This is a genomic window from Aestuariivivens sediminis, from assembly GCF_022662105.1.
Taxonomy (GTDB): domain Bacteria; phylum Bacteroidota; class Bacteroidia; order Flavobacteriales; family Flavobacteriaceae; genus Aestuariivivens; species Aestuariivivens sediminis.
The window spans coordinates 84,373-107,583 of sequence record NZ_JAKMCP010000007.1 but is presented as its reverse complement, the minus strand read 5'-3'; the positions used below and the strand labels follow the sequence as shown (position 1 = coordinate 107,583).

Below are 23,211 nucleotides of genomic sequence, written 5' to 3'. Positions count from 1 at the left end.
GGTTACAGAAGAATATACTTGTATAAAAGTAGGGAAAGCATGCCAAAAAGCATCACTAGTTTTAACAGGTGACTCAAATGGTTGAAATCCTTTTTGGTTTTGGCATTTATCAATATAATACTACTATAAAGTAGTGGGCCAATAACAAAACACAAAAAGTAACCCGATGCTACAGGGTTTCTATACAGTGAATTAATAGTATACATGGAAAGGCTTATTGTAGTCATCAACATTAAAACAAATACAATAATCCGTGTCCACGAGAATCCAATGACAATAGGTAAGGTATGCATGCCCGTTTTGTTATCGCCATCAACGTCCTCCATGTCCTTAATAATTTCACGAATGAGGTTTAAAACAAAAGCAAATACAGCATAATAAAGGATGGTTTTAAATACGGATAACTGTATGTGTTGGTTTTCCGGAGTAACTGCAGGTAGCAAATCGAAAATACCAACAATTAGAATGCTTAAGGCCACTAAAATAGAAATGACAATATTACCAATTAAAAACAGACGTTTTAAATAACTGGCATACACATAAAGCAATGCCGAACTCACCACAAACACCGAAAAGAAAGCACTTTTCCCTACCAAATGGGAAACATAAAACCCCAAACCAACACCAAGAAGGTTAAAAATTATAAACCCATTAAAAGCGGCCTGTTCTGAGAGGAATTTGTTAATAATAAGTTTATGAGGTTTGTTAATGGTATCCGTGTCTATATCGTATAAGTCATTGATAATATTTCCTGCAGCAGCAATGCAAGTGGTTGCCATGATAAGGATAATAATCCCCAACACATTTAGACTTGTATTAACCCCAAGTGGTTCCAGAAGCGCATATTTTATTAATAATTGAGCCAAGGCAATCATGCATAGGTTTTTCCAGCGGATGAGATTGAGAAAATTCAAAAGTATCAGGATTTAATTAGTCTTCTTTTTTGTGTTTTTAGTGGTATGATGTGGGTCCGTCGTGAGTGTATGGGGTGCAAAGTTAAGTGGATCATGGCCTGGGGGGTTATCGTTAAAGGTAGCTTTCACGGAGGAAAATGTCTTTTTCTAAAATGGGTTAAATACTTGCTTTAGGTATGGTTTTCAAATCCCCATATATCCAGATCCGGTAACAGGTCTTCTTCGTGCTCGTTTCCATGGAAAAAAGATGTAATCGTCAATCGTTTTTGGCATCATAATAATCATTCCATTTACCTTGAACTTTTAGAACCTGTTCGATGACATCACGAGCAGCCCCTTTCCCCCCTTTTTTATGGGATACATATTTTGAAATGGCTTTTATTTCCGGTACGGCATCCTGAGGACAGCAAGGCAAACCAATCATTTTCATGGCCGGAATGTCCGGAACATCGTCTCCCATATACAACACATTTTCATGCTTGATGCCCCTTTTACTGAAGTATATGTTTAGTTGCTCCATTTTATTGTGGGCGCCTAAATAAATATCTTTAACCCCAAGACCTTCTAACCGCAATCTCACTCCTTCATTGGTTCCTCCCGAAATGATCCCGATATTATACCCTTTGTTTACGGCCATTTTTATGGCATAGCCATCCTTGATGCTCATTGTTCTGAGCATTTCACCTTTGGTAGTAACTATTACGGATCCATCGGTTAGAACACCATCAACATCAAAAATGAAGGTGGTGATATGTTCCAAATATTCCTTATAACTTTTTTCTTCCATTGTTTTTTGTTTTAGCCTAATTATTCTTCGGAATGTAATTGCCGGAAGGGACCCGAGCCATGGGTTTCCTGAATGGAGGAGGTCAGTAACTTGTAAATCTCCCTGTACTGTTTTTTATTGAGTTGCTTTAAATGACTTTTTATGGTCTTTGCATCACCGCGTTTTGCAGGACCCGTCTGCGCCATATATGGAGAAACCGTTTGGACTTTTTTTGCGGTTTCCAGGATAAGTGGTTTTAAGAGTTCGAACTCAGCCCCATGGGCCTCGGTAATTTCATGTCCAATGCGGTATAATTGATTGGTGAAATTGTTAACGAAAACTGCAGCTAAGTGTAACGAACGCCGTTGGTCACTATTCACCTTTTTGGTCGGGCTGCCCATACTAACGGCCAATTGTTTAACCAAATGGTAATCCGGCTTATGCAGGGTTTCTATACAAACCGGTACCTGACTAAAATCGATTTCTGAAGTTTTACTGAAGCTTTGTATAGGATAAAGTACGCCACGTCTGTTTTTTTTATCCAGATCGTGCACATTGACACTGCCCGATGTGTGCAATACCAATCGGTTTTCAAAAGGGAGTTGCGTCGATAATTCAGCAACCGCATCATCGCTTACCGCCAAAATATAGATATCGGACTCTCGCAGAGTATTCAGATCATCAGTGATATCAACCTTGGTTTTATAGGATGTAATGGCTCTTAGGCTCCTATTATACCATTGATTAACTGTTATGTTCTCAGCCTTTTCAAACGCTTTGTATAAATGTGTGGCGACATTACCTGCACCAAGGATGCTAACAGAAATCATGGTGCTAAAATAGGTAATAATGTGATATTTAAAAACAGGTAATCACAACTTTATGGACAAGCCACCATCTTAAAGACCGAAACAAGAATTAGAATGGGCATGACGTGTCGTACAGGGTTGTATATATGCATTTCATACTCAGTGGTACATTTCATGTAGAATACCAGAATGTTCAACATGTATAACAACGCATTAGGCTCGTGGTGGCATCCAAAAGACATTAAACCTTTAAAAGCATTTCTATCCTGTTTAGAGGAAATCTAAATGCCGTTCAATCCATTCCGTAACTATCTGTAATTTTAACACGATTAACTAAATTGAAATATGTAAATTTGCACGACCTCAAAAAGAGTGTGTACCATGCAAGAAAAACTCGCCAAAATTCTTTTTTCTACAAGGCTCACGGCTATGTTATTCATAGCCTTCGCTGCCGCTATGGCAACCGGAACGTTTTTGGATGCCGGGCAAGATACGTCGCCCACGCCATTCACCAGAACATTAATTTATAATGCGTGGTGGTTCGAGTCTATTTTGGTACTGTTTGTCGTCAATTTTACAGGGAACATTTTTAGATTCAAACTGTATAAAAAAGAAAAATGGGCAACCCTAATGCTTCATCTGGCATTTATATTTATTCTTATCGGTGCCGGTATTACACGCTATGTTGGTTTTGAAGGGATGATGGCCATTCGTGAAGGGGCCACGGAAAACACGTTTTTATCTCAAAAAACGTACATTACATGTTATATCGATGGAGATTATAAAATTGATGGTGTTGCACAAAGACGTCCTTTAGAGATTGAAGTTGATTTTTCACCACGATTGGATAACGATTTTACGGTTGAAACCGATTATAACGGACAACCGATTACAATTACCTTGGACAAGTTTATCACTGGTGCGGAGGAAGATATACTACCGGATGACCAGGGCGAAGAATATCTAAAGATTGTGGAAGCCGGTGCTAATGGGCCACATAATCATTTTTTAAAAGTTGGTGAGGTCGCGAACATCCACAATATCCTTTTTGCACTGAACAAGCCTACCGATGGTGCTGTAAATATTACGTATCAAAACGATTCGTTAAGCATCAAATCGCCATTTGAAGGGGAATATATGACCATGGCAACCATGGCTCAAGGCCAATTAATTAAAGATAGCTTACAGCCGTTATTTTTACGTTCGCGTTATGTTATTGGAAATATGCAATTGGTATTCCCTAAGCCAGTAGTTAAAGGGGTCTTTGGCGTTGTAGCAAAATCCCAAATGCTAAAAAATGATCTGGATGGCGTAGTCCTTAAAGTAACTACTAAGGGAGAGACCAAGTCTATTGGTTTACTGGGTGGAAAAGGGATAGATAATAAATTTAAACAACTACATCTAGGCGGTTTGGATTTTGCCTTTAAATATGGTTCCAAGACCTTAACCTTACCGTTTAGTATAAAGCTGAACGATTTTGTAGCAGACAAATTTCCGGGCTCCAATATAAATTCGGCCTATTCCAGTGATGTTACTGTAATTGATAAGGAGCAAGGGAGTTTCGACTATAAGATTTATATGAATAACATTCTAAACCATCGTGGCTATCGCTTCTTCCAGTCGAGTTTTGATTCTGATGAAAAAGGAACTGTTCTATCGGTAAACCATGATTTTTGGGGAACCTTCTTTACCTACATTGGCTATTTTATGCTTTTCTTTGGATTATTGGCCATTTTATTTGTCCAAGGATCCCGATTTTCCGATTTAAAGAAGCAACTTAAAAAGGTGAAATTAAAGAAGGCAAAACGGCTTGCGGTATTCTTGATATGTCTGGGGCTTAGCGGATTTTTACAAGCGCAAACGCAAGACCCGGGTCATGATCACGAGACCCAAACCGCAACTCACCTAAAGCCCGGTAAAGCCCAGATGGATTCTATTTTGGCGGTCAATATAACCCCTAAAGCGCATGCTGAAAAATTTGCGCATCTGGTTATTCAAGATTCTGATGGACGAATGAAGCCGGTAAGCACCTATGCTTCTGAAATGTTACGCAAATTGAGTAAACACGATAGTTATGAAGGTTTTGATGCCCACCAAATCTTTTTATCCATGCAGGAGAGTCCGAGGTTGTGGTACAATATTCCCATCATTTATTTAGCAAAGAAAAAAGCAGACACCATTAGGCGCATTATAGGAACCAGCATAGAGGACAAGTATGTGACCTTGGCCGATTTCTTTACCGAGCGGGGAGAGTATAAATTGCAGCCCTATCTTGAGGAGGCTTTTAACACCACTAAACCTAATGGTTATCAAAAAGAAATCCAGGAGGCCCATAAACGTGTAAATTTGTTGTACAATACCATTGAGGGAGAATCCTTAAGACTGTTTCCAATACCGAATGATGATAATAATAAATGGATTTCGGCTTACGATTACAGATTTAACACCCATAAAATTGAAGATTCGCTTTATGGGAATTTTATAAAAAATGGCCTCAGGGCCTATTTGTTTACCCTGGACAGTGCTAAAAAAAGTGGTGATTTTTCAGAAGCAGAGAAACTGTTAAGCGCTTTCACCAAGACACAGCATAAATATGGAGCCGAGGTTATGTTGACGGATGATAAGATCCATACCGAAGTCCTTTACAATAAGTACGATATTTTTAAAAACATATTCAGTTGGTATATGTATGCCGGTACTTTAATGTTTGTGTTGTTGATTGTTCAGATTTTAAGGGATAAGAGTAAATCCATAAACGTGGTCATAAATCTCTTGAAATGGATTATTGTGGGGTTATTTGTATTACATTTAATAGGTTTGATTGCGCGCTGGTATGTGTCCGGGCATGCGCCGTGGAGTAATGCCTATGAATCCATGATTTATGTGGCTTGGGCAACGATGTTATTTGGGTTGATATTTGGTAGAAAGAGTAACCTGACCCTGGCTTCCACAGCTTTTGTAACTTCAATATTATTAATGGTAGCGCATTTCCAGTGGATGGATCCGGCTATTGGTAACCTTCAGCCTGTTTTGAACAGCTATTGGCTCATGATTCACGTTGCCATTATTGTGGCAAGTTATGGACCCTTTACTCTGGGTATGATTTTAGGTGTGGTGTCTTTGTTTCTTATGGCTATTTCATCCCGAAAGAATAAAACCAAAATGAAATTGAACATTAAAGAACTGACCATTATTAATGAAATGGCCTTAACCGTTGGCCTGGTCATGCTAACCATTGGTAATTTTTTGGGGGGTATGTGGGCCAATGAAAGTTGGGGACGCTATTGGGGATGGGATCCCAAGGAAACCTGGGCACTCATTAGTATTATGATATATGCCTTTGTGATTCACATGCGATTGATTCCCGGTCTTCGTGGACGATGGTTCTTTAACTTGTGCTCGGTTATCGCCATAGCCTTTATCATTTTCACTTATTTTGGTGTAAATTTTTATTTATCGGGATTGCACTCGTATCAGTCCGGACAACAAATAGCCAGTTTTAAAATCATAGCCATTGCCCTTTCAGCGATTGCCTTGCTTGGATTTTTTGGGTACAGAGGCTATACCAAACATTTTAAATCATAGTTGCTTTTACCATTTTCTTAATGAAATGGCTTCGGTTATACCCCATATTCCTTTAGTTTTGTATATCTAAAACATGAATTATGGGATTATTTAAGGAATTTAAAGAGTTTGCTGTTAAGGGTAATATGATGGATATGGCCATTGGTATTATTATAGGAGCGGCATTTAATAAAGTAATAGATGTGTTGGTAAAAAAGGTCATGCTGCCACCGCTTTCCTTACTTACCAATGGTGTAAATTTTCAGGATAAGCGAATTATTTTAAAAGAAGCCGTTAAAAATATGGATGGCACCCTAAAAACCAATGAAGTGGCCATTGGATATGGGGCGTTTGGGGAGGCTTTTTTAGATTTTTTAATTATCGGATTTACCGTATTTGTTGTGGTTAAGTTTATGAATAGACTTCGGAATAGGGCTCACGATTCAAAAGATGACACGGTAGCCACCCCAAAGGATATAGAACTGCTGTCCAGGCTTACCGAGTTGGTTGAAGAACAGAATACGCTGTTACAATCAAAGGAAAAAAAGTAGGGTATCGCATGCCATTAGAAAAGATGGGATAATCGGTCAAAAGAGATGCTTTTAAAATCTGTGATCACCTGGTCTGCCAAAGAATAATCCTGGTTTTTGGAGTGCTTACTGTCGTACCCAACACAAAAAATATCGGCTGCACGGGCAGCTTCAATACCATTGGTGGAGTCTTCAATAACCATGCATTCTTTATGGCTGTAACCCGACGCCTGAGCCGCTTTAATAAAAATTTCGGGATGTGGTTTGGATTGGTTTAGATCGGCGCCACTTAATTTGGCCTTAAAATACCTGTTAAGCTCAAAGCGATCAAAAATGCGTTCAATATTCGGCATGGATGCCGAAGACCCTAATACCAATGTTAATCCGTTGGAATGGTAATCCTTAATTAAATCCAAAACACCATCAATAAGGGTAAAACTTTGGTCATTGTCGAACAAATATCTGTAATGCTTGCGCTTTAGGGCCACTAAGGTTTCAGGAAGTGCCTTCAGATTAAATTGTTGGCAAAGGTCCTGACAGATAGGCAAGGTCGCTTTTCCCGTATACGATTCATACAGGGCATCACTAACCTGGATGTTCACCTCTTCGAACATCAGATCATAGGCTTTACGGTGAAGGGGCTCACTGTCTACAATAACCCCGTCCATATCAAATATGACCGCTTTGAGCATAAATTTTTTTTTTTGCGAAGATACATATTGCCTGAAACCATAAGAAACAATTTTGTAGTTTTAAATTATTTGTTCATATTTGTGGCTTATGATTGTTTAATTCTACTTCCGTTTGGTATCGAGATCCTCTCGAACAAAAAAAGCGCTGGATGTCTTAGGTTACATTTGGCTACGTTTATCTTTATTATTGACTTAGAATGCAATCAAATAAAATTACCTTAAAACAATTCATTCATTATTTTAAAATAGCCGTTACAGGTAAGGAACAGGAATTTACTTCTGGAAGTATTCGAAGAGCGGTATTTATGCTATCCATTCCCATGATCCTGGAAATGCTCATGGAGTCCATTTTCGCATTGGTGGATATTCTATATGTATCTCAGGTTAGTGTAAATGCTGTCGCAACCATCGGTTTAACAGAATCCGTAATCACCCTGGTATATGCGGTAGCCATAGGTTTAAGCATGGCAGCCACGGCAGTAGTGGCTCGACGGGTTGGAGAGAAGGATTTAAAAGGGGCTGCCATGGCCACCGTTCAGGTGATCTTTCTTGGTGTCTTTGTTGCTGCAATTATAAGTACAATCGGCATATTGTTTCCCAAAAACATTTTAGCCCTTATGGGTGGGGAAACCGATTTGATTGAAGAGGGGTTTGGTTACACACAGGTACTTCTTGGTGGAAATGTAACCATTATGTTATTATTTTTAATAAATGCGGTTTTTAGGGGTGCGGGGGATGCATCAGTGGCTATGTGGACCTTAGTACTCTCCAACGGACTGAATATCATTCTGGATCCCATTTTTATTTTTGGTTTCGGGCCTATACCGGAATTTGGTGTTCAGGGGGCAGCAATAGCAACCACGATAGGTCGGGGGACGGCTGTAATATTTCAATTGGCCATTTTGTTTATCGGATACAGTAAAATTAAAATCGGGTTTAAGGATTTGATATTAGACCTCAAGGTCATGTTTAATTTAATTAAGGTGTCTCTGGGTGGCATCGGACAGTTTTTAATTGGAACCTCATCCTGGGTGTTTTTGATGCGTATTATGAGTGAGTTCGGGAGTGAAGTTCTTGCGGGTTATACCATTGCCATCCGGGTGATGATGTTCACCATAATGCCGGCATGGGGAATGAGTAATGCAGCTGCTACTTTAGTGGGTCAAAATTTAGGAGCTCAAAAACCGGAGCGGGCTGAACAGTCGGTTTGGAAAACGGGAAAATACAGTGCTATTTTTATGGGTTTGGTTTCCCTGGGATACCTGGGGTTTGCGCCACAAATTATTACCTTATTTAATACGACTCCCGATGTGGTGAACTATGGGAGTTTATGTTTGCGTATTATTGCTGCGGGCTATATTTTTTATGGTTATGGTATGGTGGTCATTAACGCATTTAATGGGGCAGGAGATACCAAGACCCCGACCTACATTAATTTTGTGTGCTTTTGGTTATTTCAATTGCCATTTGCCTATCTCATGGCCATGAGTTTGGATTTTGGGCCTTCGGGTGTATTTTGGGCCATAACGCTTGCCGAAGTATGGATTGCGATTATTGCTATAATTTGGTTTAAGAAAGGGGACTGGAAAACTGTTGTGGTGTAAACGTAAATTCGTAAATTACTGTCCTGAAACAACTAAACCAATTGTATCATGACCAAAGGAAGACTGGAAGCCTTCACGGATGGCGTTTTGGCGATCATTATCACCATTATGGTATTGGAATTAAAAGTCCCCCATGGAGGCGACTTTGAGGATTTAAAACCCTTACTCCCTGTTTTTGGAAGTTATGTGCTGAGTTTTATTTACTTAGCCATTTATTGGAATAACCATCATCATATGATGCAGACCGTTAGACATGTCACCGGTGGCATATTATGGGCAAACATGCATTTGCTGTTTTGGTTGTCCCTAATCCCATTTGTTACCGGGTGGATGGGTGAAAATCATTTTACTGCGGCATCTGTTTTCTTATATGGTATAATTTTGTTAGGTGCGGCCATAGCCTATTTTGTTTTACAGGCGTTGATTATAAAAAGTCACGGTAAAGATTCCATTTTAGCAAAAGCCCTGGGCAGGGATATCAAGGGGAAAATGTCTCCTGTTTTATATATATTAGGGATTACAGGTGCATTGCTCAACGTTTGGATAAGTGGTTTCTTTTATATCTTGGTCGCTGTAATTTGGCTTATTCCGGATCGTCGCATAGAAAAAACCTTGAAAGCTGAATTCACAGAGTAACCTTATTTCTTTCTCCAATCTGTTTTGATAAACAGCCCGACTTGAAGTCTATGCAGGTTCATCCTATTCATGGTGTTTCTGTTGAAATATCCTAGTAGAACCGTGCTCGATTTATTCCAATGGATGCCCAATCCACCATTAAACCGGTTTTCCGGGGTGTTACTCAAATTAGGAGAAAGCAGCCATTCGTTTTTTAAATAAATAAATAGCGCATGACTGAGTTTAAGTTGGGTTGCAATGCGGTATCGAAACCGGGTTACCGTTTGTTTTGATGTTGGGGTTCTTAAAAAGCGATGTTCCACTTTAAATCGATGCTCCAGAGGGACTTTAATTAAATGGTGCTTGTAAACAATATGTTCAGATATTCGGTTTTCAAGAGTATGGGGAGATGAGATATCGATTGTCCCGTCATAATCCGAATAGCCGTAAGAAATGGATCCGGATGCATGGGGCGTTATTTGATAGTTAAGACCGGCATTTAACAAGATAAAATTAAAATTATCATTGACCTCATAGAGCCATAACAGGGAATAGGTACTGATGCTGAAGTTTTCAGATATTTTATGGGTAGTCCCAAATTCATAACTAATCCCTAATTTGTCCTCAGGATTAAGTTGTGCATGACCTGTACAAAATGTTAAAGTAAAACCTAAAACGAATACAAGGTTTTTCATTACCTGTAAATATATGTGTTCTGAATTAAATTAAAAGATTAGTGTTTCTTACAATGTAAAAGGAGCTCCGGAAGAGAGCCCCTTTTACGGTTAATAAGAACCTATTAAAAGTGTTCATTTAAGTGATGGTGTTCATCAATTAGTGGTCCACCTTCAATAATTTGCTGAGACGCTTGTTGTGTGAATTTCTCAAAATTTAAATGAAATGAGTGTGCTAGTTGGATGGCTTTACCAATATAGGCCCCTTTTTGTAGCCAGGTGTTCATTGGATCCAGAATCTCAGTTGGTACACCGGGACAGTATTTGGGCATAAACAAGCCGAAAATAAAATTTTGTTCGTAATCCACGCCATCTAAATCGCCATTCAGGATAGCCGTAATCATGGCTCTTGTATATTTTAGTTTTATTCGAGATCCAATGCCATAGGGGCCGCCGCTCCACCCTGTATTAATGAGCCATACATTCACACCGGCCTCCTGCATTTTTTTGCTCAACATTTCGCCATAAACGGTTGGGTGCAATGGCATAAAAGGTTCACCAAAACAGGCAGAAAATGACGGAACTGGTTCCGTAATGCCGGCTTCTGTTCCGGCAACCTTTGCCGTATAGCCCGAAATGAAGTGATAAGCCGCCTGGCCGGGCGTTAATTTGGAAACAGGAGGTAGGACACCAAAGGCATCACAGGTCAAGAAAAATATATGCTTTGGATTATTGGCATACAGGGTTTCCTGAATATTTTCAATGTGATAAATAGGATAGCTTACCCGGGTATTTTGAGTAATGCTGCTATCTTCGTAATCCGGTTCGCCATTATCTTTAAACACGACATTTTCAAGTAAAGCTCCTGGTCTTATAGCTCGGTATATGTCCGGTTCTTTTTCTTCAGTTAAATCTATGACTTTTGCATAGCAACCTCCCTCAAAATTGAAAATGGTGTTGTCTGCCGTCCAACCATGTTCGTCATCACCAATTAGTTTTCTGTCAGGATCGGCGGAAAGTGTCGTTTTACCTGTACCTGATAACCCAAAGAAAATAGCAGTATCTCCTTTTTTCCCAACGTTGGCAGAACAGTGCATGGGCAATACATTTTTTTCGGTTGGTAAAATCAAATTTAAGGCTGAAAAGATGCCCTTTTTCATTTCACCGGTATAAGCAGATCCCCCAACCAAGGCAATTTTCTTGGTAAAGTTCAGGATGGAAAAATTACCCTGACGTATACCATACCCTTTAGGGTCCGGACATTCGTAACCGGGAGCACATAAGATAAGCCAATCTTCCTTAAAGTTTTCTAACTCCTTGGCACTTGGTCTCAAAAACATGTTGTAAACAAATAAGTTAGACCAGGGATATTCCGTGATGGTTCTTATCTGAGTTCTGTATTCCGGTTCGGCACAAACATAGCCATCCCTGGCGTAAATTTCTTTTCCCGAAAGGTAGCTTATAATTTCATTTTGCAATCGGTCAAAATTTTCGGGAGTTACCGCTTTATTCGTTTTTCCCCACCATACCTTATCTGCAGTATAATCGTCTTTAACAATAAATCGGTCCTGGGGAGAACGTCCGGTGAATTTCCCTGTATTAATGGCCAAGGTACCATTAGAGGTTTCGCGACCCATTCCTTTTTCGATAGTAATTTTTTGAAGTTCTTCCGGGGCTAAATTCCAATTCACAATACCAGCCGTTATACCATATTGTTCTAAACTCGTGTCTTTGAGTAAGGTGTCTGAAGTTTTCATTTTGTAAGGGTTTTATGGTTCTTATTTATATATTATAGCGTTAAAATGGCCAAATTATTGGCACCAGTATGAGCGATAGGATTAAAAATATTAGCAACAAAGGGGCTCCGACCTTAAAATAATTCATAAATTTGTAGTTGCCGGCAGTCATTACCATGGCATTCGTTGTGGTCCCTATTGGGGTTAAGAATGCCGTGGAAGCACTTATGGCTACGACAATCATGAATGGCTCAGGGGATAGATTCAAAGAACTCGCTGCCAGGATGGCTATCGGAGCCATGAGCACAGCAGTTGCAGAATTATTTATGACCTGACTAAAGGTTGTGGTCAAAAGAAAGACCCCGCCAAGTAACATTAACGGGTTAACGGAACCCAGATAATTTACCAAACCGTTTGCAATCAGTTGGGCAGTCCCTGTTTTTTGAAGCCCAATACCCATGGGAATCATGGCGGCTATCATAACCACGCTGGTCCAACTAATGCCCTTATATGCCTTGGATATCGGAACACATCCGGTTAACAAGATAATACCTGCCGAAATTAACGCCGCCATGGCACCAGGTACAATCTTAAATACCATAAAGAGTATCATTAGGATAAGTGAACCCAGGGCGATGTAAGATTTAAAATTGAGTTTGTCCACATTTTTGGCCATGCCTTCCGGACTTCCTATGATGACCAGATTCTCGTGTTGTTTTTTGAGATTGTCAATATCTTCCCAGGTACCTCGAAGAAGAAATGCATCTCCGGCCTTAACGGTGATTTCCTTATCCTCCAGAGGTTTATTATTTCTTGAAGCGGCGAGTAACTGTATGCCAAATCTGTTAAAATAATCGCCCAGGCGATAATGTCGTCCCACTAAAATAGAATTGGGATTAACAATAACTTCGGTCATGCCCACCTCTTGATTGATGAGATTGTTCTTGAGTTCATCTGTAATCGGCTCAAGGGGTAGGAGTCCGAGTCTGAATTTTATCATTAACCTGTTTATGGCTTCTGTATCTCCTTTTACCGTAATGATGTCATGGTATCTTAATTCCGTATTGGTACTGGGAAATTCTTCGAAGCTATGTATGCCCTTTAAGATATTGGGATGTCTTCTTTTCAATCGGATAATAGAAACTTGATAATCCTTTTCAAGATGCCAATCTTCCAGTTTGGTGTTGATAAGCGGTGATAGACTTCGTATTCTTAATCTGTAATAGTCATTGTCTATTTTATAGGCTTCAATCCATTTGTGCAATGTGGATTCAATATTTACAGGTTTATTGTTGGTATTGTTTTTTGGCAATAGCCGGTAACCGATATATCTAAAGTAGACTAAAGCGATAATTAACAGGGGAGCTCCAATTAAGGCAAACTCAAAAAATGAAAATCCCTCAAAACCGCCTTCAATCAGGGCATTACTCGCAATAATATTGGGAGGCGTACCTGTTAAGGTCAGTAATCCACCCGTGTTCGAACCAAAAGCAACAGGCATCAGCATTTTTGAGGGTAAGGTACCTATGCTCCAGGCAGAAGAAATGGTTAGAGGCATCAATGTTGCTACCGTTCCGGTATTACTCACAAAACCGGAAAGGACACCAGCACCCAGGGTAACAATAACCAGTAACTTAGGGACACTTTTTCCGGCCCATTCCACAAATTTTTTACCTGCCATTGCAGTCCAGCCTGTCTGTGCAATGCCTTCACCAATAATAAAAAGTGCGGCAATCATGATCACCGTGGGATTACTAAAACCACTGAGGGTTTCAGTGACATCCAAAATACCGGTTAGGAACAAACTGATCATGGATATGAGTGCTACAATATCCGGAGTAAATTTTCCCCATATAAAAAGCCCAATGGTTATGATTAATATGGTGAGCATTAAATAGATCATATCTGGAAATTGTTTATTAGTTTTACATGAACGACATCTTATTTAAATCATAAGAATGGATGTTATGTTTTACAAGGTAAAATTACGCTGGAACAGGACATAATTATTATGACTAATGTCATACTTTAATAAGACAAAGCACTTTTAATAAATTGTGAAAATTTCATAGCATTTAATCATTAAGTGGTATACGAAAACGTAATAGTAATGTCGCTTTTTTAAGTATTCTTAATATATTTAAGAAAAATAAAGTTAAATAAAACCAATAATTACGACATAAAATAAAAAATGAGCAAAAATTCTTCCAGAAATGGCAGCGAACCCGTTGCCTAAGGGGATCTGAAATCGTTTTTTAAGTTTAAACAATTTATGACAGATATATGAAATTAGATATACTAGCCATTGGTGCCCATCCTGATGATGTCGAGTTGGGTTGCAGTGCCACCATAGCCAAAGAAGTTGCCCAAGGTAAAAAAGTGGGGATTATAGATTTAACACGTGGAGAATTAGGAACCCGTGGTAGCGTTGAAACCAGGGAGGAAGAATCTGCTCGTGCTTCAGAAATTCTCGGATTGGCCTTTCGAACTAACATGGAATTTAAGGATGCCTTTTTCAGGAATGATCAATTCCATCAGATCGAATTAATAAAAATGATAAGGCAATACAAACCGGACATTGTACTTTGCAATGCGGTCGACGACAGACATATAGATCACGGTAGAGCCAGTAAATTGGTGAGTGATGCCTGTTTCTTAAGTGGACTGTTAAAAATTAATACCCGTTTTGAGGATGATGGGGATTGGCAGGATCCTTGGCGTCCCAAACAAGTCTATCATTATATACAATGGAAAAATTTAGAACCGGACTTTGTAGTCGATGTTTCCGGCTTTATGGATAAGAAAATGCAGGCTGTCCTGGCCTATAAAACCCAATTTTATGATGCCGGTAGTACCGAGCCGGAGACCCCCATATCAAGTAAAAATTTCACAGATAGTATTTACTATCGCGCCAGGGATTTGGGTCGTTTAATAGGGGTGGAGTTCGCCGAAGGCTTTACTGTAGAGCGGTATGTCGGTGTAGAGAGTTTGTTCGATTTAAAATAAGGACATCTGTCAGGGTTTAAAATATTAAAAAAAGGTTTTGTAGAGAAACTGAAATAAATTACATTTGCACTCGCAATAAACCTGCGATTTATATGGTGGTTGTAGCTCAGTTGGTTAGAGCGCCTGATTGTGGTTCAGGAGGTCGTCGGTTCGAGACCGATCTTCCACCCAAAAATACAAGCCTTTCAAATTTTGAAAGGCTTTTTTTGTGTATGTTACTTACGGGTTTAGTCTAAGGTAATACGCGCCTCACGATTGGCCAATTCCCATGCCATATGAAAAATTAAACGGGTACGGGTTTCCAAAAAGGCATAATTGATTTTATCCGGGGTATCGGTTGGTTTATGGTAGTCGGCGTGGGTGCCATTAAAATAAAAGATGACCGGAATGTTGTTTTTTGCAAAATTATAATGATCGGAACGATAGTAGAATCGGTTAGGGTCATCATCGGCATTATAGGTGTAATCGAATTCTAAATTGAAGTACGTTTGATTTACCGTCTCTGATAGGTCATGCAGTTCCTGACTCAGTTTGTCCGAACCAATTAAATACAGATAATTGCCTTGATCTTCATGCTTGGGGTCTACGCGACCAATCATATCAATATTTAAATTTGCGACTGTTTTTTCCAATGGAAAAATGGGATCCACATCGGTGTAGAACTTGGATCCGTACAACCCAATTTCTTCTCCGGTTACATGCAAAAACAGGAGAGAACGTTTAGGACGATCACCCGCTTTTACAGCAGTTTGAAAGGCTTCTGAAATTTCCAAAATGGCTACAGTTCCGGAACCGTCATCGTCGGCACCATTGTTAATATTCCCGTCATTGGAGATGCCTATGTGATCTAAATGTGCCGAAATAATGATGACCTCATCCGGTTTTTCAGAACCCTCAATATAGGCTATCACATTTTCAGAGTCTTGAGCCAGATTATTAAAATATGACGCCGGAATCTCCTGATAATAATCACCCTCAGCTATGGGGGAGGCAATGCCATTGGCAACGTAATGGTCCTTGATAAAGCTAATGGCTTTTTTTTGTCCGGGTTCTCCGGTTTTCCTGCCTTCAAAATCATCGGAAGCATAAACATAGAGCATGTCCTTTAATTCACCCGCCGTAATGGTCTCGGCAAATTTTGTAACCGTTGCGCTATCCGTAGAGGCTAATTTATTTGTTTGTGACGAGCTACAGGCAATCATTGAAAATGAGATGCACATCATCAGGATAAGTTTATTTGAACACATAACCTTAGGAGTTAATTTGTAATGCCATTTAAAAACGTTTGAAAGGGAAGCTATAATACAAAATTATAAGTTAAGCCTGGTCGAATTAGGTCTATTTTAACAATTCATGGTGCTCATCCGGTGCCAATTTATGGGGCTGGTTGGCCAATTGCCAGATTGTGGCAAAAATGAGTTGTGCTCTTCTTTTTAACAAGTTATATTCTATTTTGTCCGGGGTGTCACCGGGCATATGGTAATCTTCATGTTCTCCGTTAAAATAGAAGATTACCGGTATGCCGTGTTTGGCAAAATTATAATGGTCGGATCTGGTATAGTAATGGTTTTGATCATCTTCGGTATTAAACCGGTAATCCAGGTCTAAATTACAATATGCGGCATTCACTTTTTCTGAGGTATAATGAAGCTCTTTGCTTAACCGGTCCGAACCAATAAGGTAGACATAGTTAGGATGGTCCTTGTGCATGCTGTCAACCCTTCCAATCATGTCTATATTGAGATTGGCAATGGTATTTTCAAGAGGAATTACAGGATAGGTCGTATAGTATGCTGAACCTAATTTACCGATCTCCTCGGCGGTGAGATGAAGAAATAGGATACTCCTTTTAGGGCCGAATCCGTCATTCTTCGCCATTAAAAATGCTTCGGCCATCTCCATAATTGCTACAGTTCCTGAGCCGTCATCATCGGCACCATAATTAATGTCACCATTTTCGGTGATACCAAGATGATCAAAATGCGCCGAAACAATAATTAATTCGTCCGGTTTTTCAGATCCCTCAATGAACGCCAGAACATTTTCGGAAGAATTGGCGTTGTTTGAAAAAAATGAGGACGGAATGGTTTGATAATAGTTGTTATTGCCAAAGGGAGAGGCGATACCCAGGTCCTTGTAATAGTCTTTTAAGAATTTAGCCGCTAATTTTTGACCTTCTTCACCAACTTTACGCCCTTCAAATTCCTCAGAGGCAAATGCGAATAAAAGCGTGCTCAATTCTTCGGGGGTTATCGTATTGGCGTAGGTCATGACTTTGGTGCTGTCTATCAGTTTGATGCTGTTTTTAAGATTTTTAATTTTTGTACTATACTTTTCGCTAGCACAGGTCCCCAACAAGGAGAAGAAGGTGAGAGAGAGGAGAGTTTTGATAAGCATAATTACAGATTATCCCAAGCAACTTACAATTAAATCATTATCCGGAGCTAGAAATGGGTCAATTTAAAATTTTAACAATTTACTTTCAACAAATATAAACATAATAGGGAAAAATACTTACTCTTCGATATCGATATCTTCCAGACCTTCAAGGTCTTCAAGATCAAGGTCAATGTCCTCCAGGGCCTCAATAGCTTCCTCTTCAAGCTGGCTTTCCTTTGCCTCCAGAGCGGTGGTCTCAGCGACTTCGGTGCTGGTAAAAACAGCCTTATAGATCGTAAAACAGAGAGCGACGCCAGTAAGTAAAAATGTAAACGGAATGATTTTCTTGACTTCTCCTGTTTTTCTAGACCAATAAAAGGCGATCAAACCAAAAACCAAGGCTGCCAAAGCAGGTATGACCGCTAAATTCGATAGGGGTAAAACAGCAAATATTGCCGTAAGTACGGAACAAACTATGGCTAAACCTGTACATACTGTTTTCATAACTTAATGTTTTAGACCGGTGACGGATTTAATTTTAAGTTCACCATTTCCAACGGGAATTTTAAATTTACCGTAAACAATAATTTTGTTGTTGTCCGCCGTTAGCCACAACAAATTGCTGTTGTTCCCTTCAAGTATCTCAGCACTTGACCCTATGGCTAATTTATAACATTCTTTTTTACCGATAGCAGTGCTTATCGTTTCCTTTCCCAAATAGGTGATCTGTGCTTTAGTTTCCTTTCGATCAAAAAGGATGGTTAAGGATTTACTTCGACCAATTTCCATGTGTTCAAAATCAAATAGTCTAATGTGGTATAAGGTAGAGACAATGTCTTTTGTATAGTTACCAATGGATACGGTTTTGTTTTCTACGTTATTGTTTTTTTTGGTTTGAACAGATTTTACCGTGTTGGTTTTATGACTAAACGTGTACTTCATCGCTTTGTAATAACTGCCTTCATTGATGTCACGGTTGTATAAATACGGGGTAAGGGTATTTGGGTTGACGTAACTTTCATACAGGTCTCTTATTTTAAAAAAATTATCCCATTTGCTGTAAGTTGCTGCAGTGCATTTTAATCTCAACAGGGTGGCCTTTGAGGTTTTTACCGGACTGGTTTCCATTGTTACCTGTGCAATATCCGTTAAGAGGCCGGACATATTATAAGAGGCCGTGTAAATGAGCTTTTCATGGGTGCCAATGGCAGAATTTTGAGGACGTGCCGTTACAGAGAACAAGGTTAACAGAATTAGGGTAATACGCATTACATATAGTTTTACGGTTAATAAATGGGTATGGTAACATTTATTGTGCCGAAAATACAATGCTTTAATGTATTAAACTAATTTTTTGTTTTTTGGACAGTAAAAGAATACTGACTGATAATTATCATGTTTTTAACTAACTGGCCTTATTATATTTAGTAAAATTATTGAAGCACCATGAAATCGATACTTTTACCAACAGATTTTTCAAAGAATTCATTGAATGCCATTAATTTTGCCATGACCTTTTTTAAGAATCAGGAATGCCACTTTTATATCATAAATGTGCAAAAAGCATCGTCTTTTATTTCTGATGACATGATGGTGGTATCCTCTTCGGCAACCATCTACAACACCATCGTCGACGCTGCCAAAAAATCGATCCGTAATATTATAACCAATATAAAAAAGAAGTACCATAATAGTAAGCATACCTTCCATTCCATAGTAGATTATGATAACTTTACAGATGCCTTAAATCAGGTTTGCGACGCCCATGATATTGATTTAATTTTAATGGGAACCAAAGGGGCTTCAGGCCTGGAAAGGGTGATTTTTGGCAGTAACACCATCCACGTTATACAACGTTGTACCACACCGGTATTGGTTGTACCCGACGGTTATAAGTTCACGGATCTGTCAAAAATTGTTTTTGCCACTACCAATTTAGAACCATTTGCCATTGAGGATATGCAACTGTTAAAGGAATGGGTGAGGTTGTACCACTCCAATTTGTCTATTCTCCATATTGCGGATCAAAACCACCGGGCTTATGAGTCCTATGATAATCATGATTTTTTTAATACCAATTTTGAGAATGCCAATCATGATTACATCGACACGACTCAGAAAGATATCCTGGGGGAAATATATACCTATATCCACCTGAATAAAACGAAGATGCTTGTCATAAAAAACAAGAAATACTCCTTTGTACAGCGATTGTTCGCGAGCAATAGCCTGGAAAACCTGGCCTTTAAGATTGACATTCCCTTTTTTGTGTTGCCCTGTAATTCGATATTATCTTAAGACCGGAGTCAGGGGTATCCATGGTAATCTTTTACGCCTTTTAGTCTGTTTTTGCTTTTTTGAAGTGATCCTTTAAAATTTAAGGATTAACGCTTAACTTTATGCAATCATTACAAAACCGGACTTAATCTTAAAATGTATTACAAACTTTCTTTTCTAATTATCATAGTATGTTTTACTATGTCCTTTGGTCAGAGCACCGAATTGGATAGTCTTACAACGATTTTTGAAGACCAGAAAGAAGTTGATTCAATCAGGTATGAGGCGGGATTGGACGCTTTTATGGTGTTGTTTAGGCAGAATCTGGATTCGGCAAGAGCCTTTGGTTCAAGGATACTTGAATATTCCAAGGAAAAGCAAAATAAAAAATGGGAGGCTACAACGTACCGGTTCATCGGTAATACCTATGCCATACAAGGAAAATATCTGGAAGCTCTGGATTATTTTTCACGGAGTCATGAATTGCATGCCAAGTTATCCGATAGAAAAGCGATGGCTACCACCTTCAACAATATAGGAACCACCTATTACGAATTGGGTAATTTTACAAAGGCATTGGACTATTTGCTTCAGGGCCTTAAGATTGCCGAAGACTTCAACGATAAAGTCAACTTAGCGAGGGTAACCAATAATTTGGGAAATGTGTTTATTCGGCAAAAAGATCACGAAAAAGCATTGGAATATCTCAACTACAGTTTAAAATTAAAACTGGATTTGGGAGACCAACGTACCCTGGTACATGCCTATAATAATGTGGCTCTTGTATATTCCGATTTAAATCAATTCGACCTGGCCCTTAAGAATTTATTAAAATCAGCAGAGCTGGCTGAAGATGTTGGAGATAAACGAGGCGTAGCCCGTGCCTACAACAATATCGGGGAGCTGTATAACAAACAGGGCAAGTATGCGAAAGCCCTTGAATATTTGAATAAAGGGATACGTATTAAAAACGATATTGGTGATACTGACGGATTGATCACAGCGTATTTATATCGGGGTGGAGGGACTTATCTCAGCATGGGAAAATATCAATTGGCAAAAACGGACTGCGAAAAGAGTTTGAATTTGGCTGAGGCATCCGGCGTGTTAATTGCACAAAAGGAAGCTTGTGAATGTTTGAGCAGGGTTTGGGAAAAACTTGGGAATTATAACAGATCCTTAGCCTATTATAAACAATCGATACAGGCAAAGGATTCTTTGTTTAATCAAGATAAGGCCAAGGAAATTACCCGGCAGGAAATGCAATACCAGTTTGAAAGGCAGCAACTTGCAGATAGTATTGCCTTTAATACTCAAAAAGCTGAACAAGAATTGCGTTACACCCGGGCTATAAGTAAACAACGCAATAAAGTAAACCTCGTCATTTTTGGTACTATAGGACTATTGCTTGTCGGTGGGTTTTATTGGCGATCCAGACAAAAGACCTTGAAGTTAAAACAAGAACGCGAGGTCATTAGCAGATTGAAACAGGTTGATCGACTCAAGGATCAATTTTTGGCCAATACATCACATGAACTAAGAACCCCCCTGAACGGTATTATAGGTTTGTCTGAGTCTTTAAAGGATGGTGTCGCGGGGAGGCTTCCTGAAAAAGCTATCGAAAATCTGGATATGATAGTCCATAGCGGGAAGCGGCTTTCCAATTTGGTAAATGATATTCTTGACTTTTCTAAACTGAAGAACGAGGATTTGTCGCTGGCGATTCAGACCATCGATATTTTTCCAATAGTAGAACTGGTTATAAAGGTATCCAGTACCTTGGCAAAGGGGAAAGACCTTAAAGTCATAAATTCCATTTCAAAAACGGTTCCATTAGTTCTGGCCGATGAAAATAGACTCCAGCAGATTTTGTATAATTTGGTGGGCAATGCCATTAAGTTTACTGAGCAAGGCACCGTCGACATTACAGCAACTGTGGTTTCGGATGTTTTGAAAATATCGGTTTCAGATACCGGTATTGGTATCCCGAAAGAAAAGTTTGAGTCTATTTTTAAGTCCTTTGAGCAAGTAGACGGGTCTGCCTCCAGAACCTATGGCGGCACTGGATTGGGTTTAACGGTGACCAAGCAATTGGTGGAACTGCACGGCGGTAGCATTGAAGTTGAATCCGTTTTGGGTCAGGGGACAACCTTCAGTTTCACACTTCCTATAAGTCAGGAAAAGCGGGACCGTGTGGTCCCTGTTCATACGGAGCCAAGAATTCAACAGGTGCAGTATAGTACCACCGATACTGCGGCTGAAGAAGTCAGGGACACGCATATCCAACATGCTGACCTCACAATCCTCATTGTCGATGACGAACCTATTAATCGGCGGGTTTTGGAAAACCATTTAACCGTTGCAGGCTATAAAGTCGTTGAGGTTGGCAGTGGGAAGGAAGCGCTGGAACGTATTCAAAACGGTGGAGCCTTCGATTTAATCCTTCTGGACATTATGATGCCGAACATGTCGGGTTATGAGGTGTGCGAGACGATACGAAAAAAATATTCAAGCAGTGAACTCCCTATTGTCATGCTTACCGCTAAGAACAGGGTGAGTGATTTGGTTACCGGATTTAATGTAGGAGCCAATGACTATTTAACCAAGCCATTCTCCAAAAATGAATTGTTAAGCAGAATAAAAACCCATCTTAACCTCTACGGTATTCACAAGGCCACCAGTAGGTTCGTACCATCGGAATTTTTAAAGTCTGTGGGAAGGGAAGCCATTACCGAAGTCGTTTTAGGGGACCATATCCAAAAGGAGGTGACGGTTTTGTTTACCGATGTCCGAGACTATACCCATCTGGCAGAGTCCATGACCCCTGAACAGAACTTTAAGTTCGTAAATGCTTACGTAGGACGCATGGGGCCCTTGATTCAGCAACACAACGGTTTTGTAAATCAATATTTGGGAGATGGTATTATGGCGCTTTTTCCGGACCAGGCCGTTCATGCATTGCGTGCGTGTATTGCGATGCAGAAAACCATTTTAGAGTATAATTTAAGGCGAGAAAAAGAGGGATTTATGCCCATATCCGTGGGGATGGGGATGCATACGGGAGCTCTGGTCATGGGAATAATAGGTGATGTTTACAGAAATGATACCGCCATAATAGCCGATACGGTTAATACCGCTTCCCGGGTGGAAGGAACCACAAAATATTACGGTGCCAACATCGTGTTAAGCGAAGATAGTATGGCTACAATAGACGATAAGGAGGCGTTTAATTTTAGGTATTTGGGCCGGGTTAAGGTGAAAGGGAAAAACGAAGCCATTGGAGTTTATGAATGTTTTGATGGGGATGACGACATCAGTGTAGCATTAAAAATAAAGACCTTAAAGGATTTTGAAAAGGGACTTAAACATTTTTTTGGTAAAGAGTTTCCCAAGGCCTCTGCAGCCTTCGATAGGGTGCTCACTAAAAATCCTAAAGATCAGGTGGCGAAATACTTTGTAACGAAATCGGCCGAATACACGATCTCAGGGACCCCGGAGGACTGGGATATGGTAAATGTATTAGATACCAAATAATAGGAGGTGTCAAAAAACAGCCTGATAAAACGATGTCATGAAGAGCACAGTGCATAGGGGATACTTGTCTCATAATACCCCAATTCCACTGCGCTCCATATGACCTATACA

The 23,211-nt window shown here is 39.6% G+C and carries 18 protein-coding genes and 1 tRNA gene; 8 read left to right on the top strand and 11 right to left on the bottom strand.

Annotated elements, in window-relative coordinates; all coding sequences use genetic code 11:
- Positions 1–2 precede the first annotated feature (2 nt).
- From MR054_RS15000 to MR054_RS14990, 3 genes are all read right to left on the bottom strand, one after another.
- Positions 3–914, bottom strand: a complete 912-nt coding sequence (locus tag MR054_RS15000) for a geranylgeranylglycerol-phosphate geranylgeranyltransferase (RefSeq protein ID WP_242158606.1) — start codon at positions 912–914, stop codon at positions 3–5.
- A gap of 256 nt (positions 915–1,170) precedes the next feature.
- The gene (locus MR054_RS14995) at positions 1,171–1,701 is read right to left on the bottom strand and encodes a KdsC family phosphatase (protein ID WP_242086388.1); all 531 of its coding nucleotides are present in this window, start codon (positions 1,699–1,701) and stop codon (positions 1,171–1,173) included.
- A gap of 20 nt (positions 1,702–1,721) precedes the next feature.
- Positions 1,722–2,510, bottom strand: coding sequence for a Rossmann-like and DUF2520 domain-containing protein (locus tag MR054_RS14990; protein WP_242158605.1), 789 nt, complete (start codon positions 2,508–2,510; stop codon positions 1,722–1,724).
- Between the two features lie 360 nt (positions 2,511–2,870).
- Here MR054_RS14990 and MR054_RS14985 point away from each other — a divergent pair, with 360 nt between their 5' ends.
- Together MR054_RS14985 and mscL are read left to right on the top strand one after the other, a co-directional pair.
- Entirely contained in the window at positions 2,871–6,074 is a 3,204-nt protein-coding gene (locus MR054_RS14985; RefSeq protein ID WP_242158604.1) for a cytochrome c biogenesis protein, read from the top strand.
- 80 nt (positions 6,075–6,154) lie between these two features.
- On the top strand, positions 6,155–6,604 hold the full coding sequence (gene mscL / locus MR054_RS14980) for a large conductance mechanosensitive channel protein MscL (protein ID WP_242158603.1): 450 nt from the start codon (positions 6,155–6,157) through the stop codon (positions 6,602–6,604).
- 14 nt (positions 6,605–6,618) lie between these two features.
- On the opposite strand, the gene MR054_RS14975 is transcribed toward mscL, so the two are convergent.
- Positions 6,619–7,275 (bottom strand): HAD family hydrolase, encoded by a 657-nt coding sequence (locus tag MR054_RS14975; RefSeq protein ID WP_242086394.1) that lies wholly within the window; start codon positions 7,273–7,275, stop codon positions 6,619–6,621.
- Positions 7,276–7,472: 197 nt separating this feature from the next.
- Here MR054_RS14975 and MR054_RS14970 point away from each other — a divergent pair, with 197 nt between their 5' ends.
- Entirely contained in the window at positions 7,473–8,879 is a 1,407-nt protein-coding gene (locus tag MR054_RS14970; RefSeq protein ID WP_242158602.1) for an MATE family efflux transporter, read from the top strand.
- Between the two features lie 48 nt (positions 8,880–8,927).
- Positions 8,928–9,515, top strand: a complete 588-nt coding sequence (locus tag MR054_RS14965; protein ID WP_242086405.1) for a TMEM175 family protein — start codon at positions 8,928–8,930, stop codon at positions 9,513–9,515.
- A gap of 2 nt (positions 9,516–9,517) precedes the next feature.
- Here the strand turns inward: MR054_RS14965 and MR054_RS14960 are convergent, their stop codons facing one another.
- The 3 genes from MR054_RS14960 to MR054_RS14950 all read right to left on the bottom strand — a co-directional run bounded on the left by MR054_RS14960 (position 9,518) and on the right by MR054_RS14950 (position 13,807).
- Positions 9,518–10,189, bottom strand: coding sequence for a DUF2490 domain-containing protein (locus MR054_RS14960; RefSeq protein ID WP_242158601.1), 672 nt, complete (start codon positions 10,187–10,189; stop codon positions 9,518–9,520).
- 104 nt (positions 10,190–10,293) lie between these two features.
- On the bottom strand, positions 10,294–11,925 hold the full coding sequence (pckA, locus tag MR054_RS14955) for a phosphoenolpyruvate carboxykinase (ATP) (protein ID WP_242158600.1): 1,632 nt from the start codon (positions 11,923–11,925) through the stop codon (positions 10,294–10,296).
- 40 nt (positions 11,926–11,965) lie between these two features.
- Positions 11,966–13,807 carry an SLC13 family permease gene (locus MR054_RS14950; protein ID WP_242086411.1) on the bottom strand — a complete coding sequence of 614 codons (1,842 nt, stop codon included), beginning with the start codon at positions 13,805–13,807 and terminating at the stop codon, positions 11,966–11,968.
- Positions 13,808–14,187: 380 nt separating this feature from the next.
- Between MR054_RS14950 and bshB1 the strand changes: the two genes are divergently transcribed.
- Both bshB1 and MR054_RS14940 read left to right on the top strand, forming a co-directional pair.
- On the top strand, positions 14,188–14,910 hold the full coding sequence (gene bshB1, locus MR054_RS14945; RefSeq protein WP_242158599.1) for a bacillithiol biosynthesis deacetylase BshB1: 723 nt from the start codon (positions 14,188–14,190) through the stop codon (positions 14,908–14,910).
- 94 nt (positions 14,911–15,004) lie between these two features.
- Positions 15,005–15,080, top strand: a tRNA-His gene (locus tag MR054_RS14940).
- Positions 15,081–15,137: 57 nt separating this feature from the next.
- Here the strand turns inward: MR054_RS14940 and MR054_RS14935 are convergent.
- The 4 genes from MR054_RS14935 to MR054_RS14920 form a co-directional block, all read right to left on the bottom strand.
- Entirely contained in the window at positions 15,138–16,130 is a 993-nt protein-coding gene (locus MR054_RS14935; protein ID WP_242158639.1) for a M28 family metallopeptidase, read from the bottom strand.
- Positions 16,131–16,248: 118 nt separating this feature from the next.
- Positions 16,249–17,301 carry a M28 family peptidase gene (locus tag MR054_RS14930; RefSeq protein WP_242158637.1) on the bottom strand — a complete coding sequence of 351 codons (1,053 nt, stop codon included), beginning with the start codon at positions 17,299–17,301 and terminating at the stop codon, positions 16,249–16,251.
- A 123-nt stretch (positions 17,302–17,424) separates the two neighbouring features.
- The gene (locus tag MR054_RS14925; RefSeq protein ID WP_242158597.1) at positions 17,425–17,793 is read right to left on the bottom strand and encodes an FUSC family protein; all 369 of its coding nucleotides are present in this window, start codon (positions 17,791–17,793) and stop codon (positions 17,425–17,427) included.
- 3 nt (positions 17,794–17,796) lie between these two features.
- The gene (locus MR054_RS14920; RefSeq protein ID WP_242086415.1) at positions 17,797–18,558 is read right to left on the bottom strand and encodes a DUF3108 domain-containing protein; all 762 of its coding nucleotides are present in this window, start codon (positions 18,556–18,558) and stop codon (positions 17,797–17,799) included.
- 177 nt (positions 18,559–18,735) lie between these two features.
- On the opposite strand from MR054_RS14920, the gene MR054_RS14915 reads away from it, so the two are divergent.
- On the top strand, positions 18,736–19,587 hold the full coding sequence (locus tag MR054_RS14915) for a universal stress protein (RefSeq protein WP_242158594.1): 852 nt from the start codon (positions 18,736–18,738) through the stop codon (positions 19,585–19,587).
- 180 nt (positions 19,588–19,767) lie between these two features.
- On the top strand, positions 19,768–23,100 hold the full coding sequence (locus MR054_RS14910; RefSeq protein WP_242158593.1) for a tetratricopeptide repeat protein: 3,333 nt from the start codon (positions 19,768–19,770) through the stop codon (positions 23,098–23,100).
- Positions 23,101–23,211: the final 111 nt, after the last annotated feature.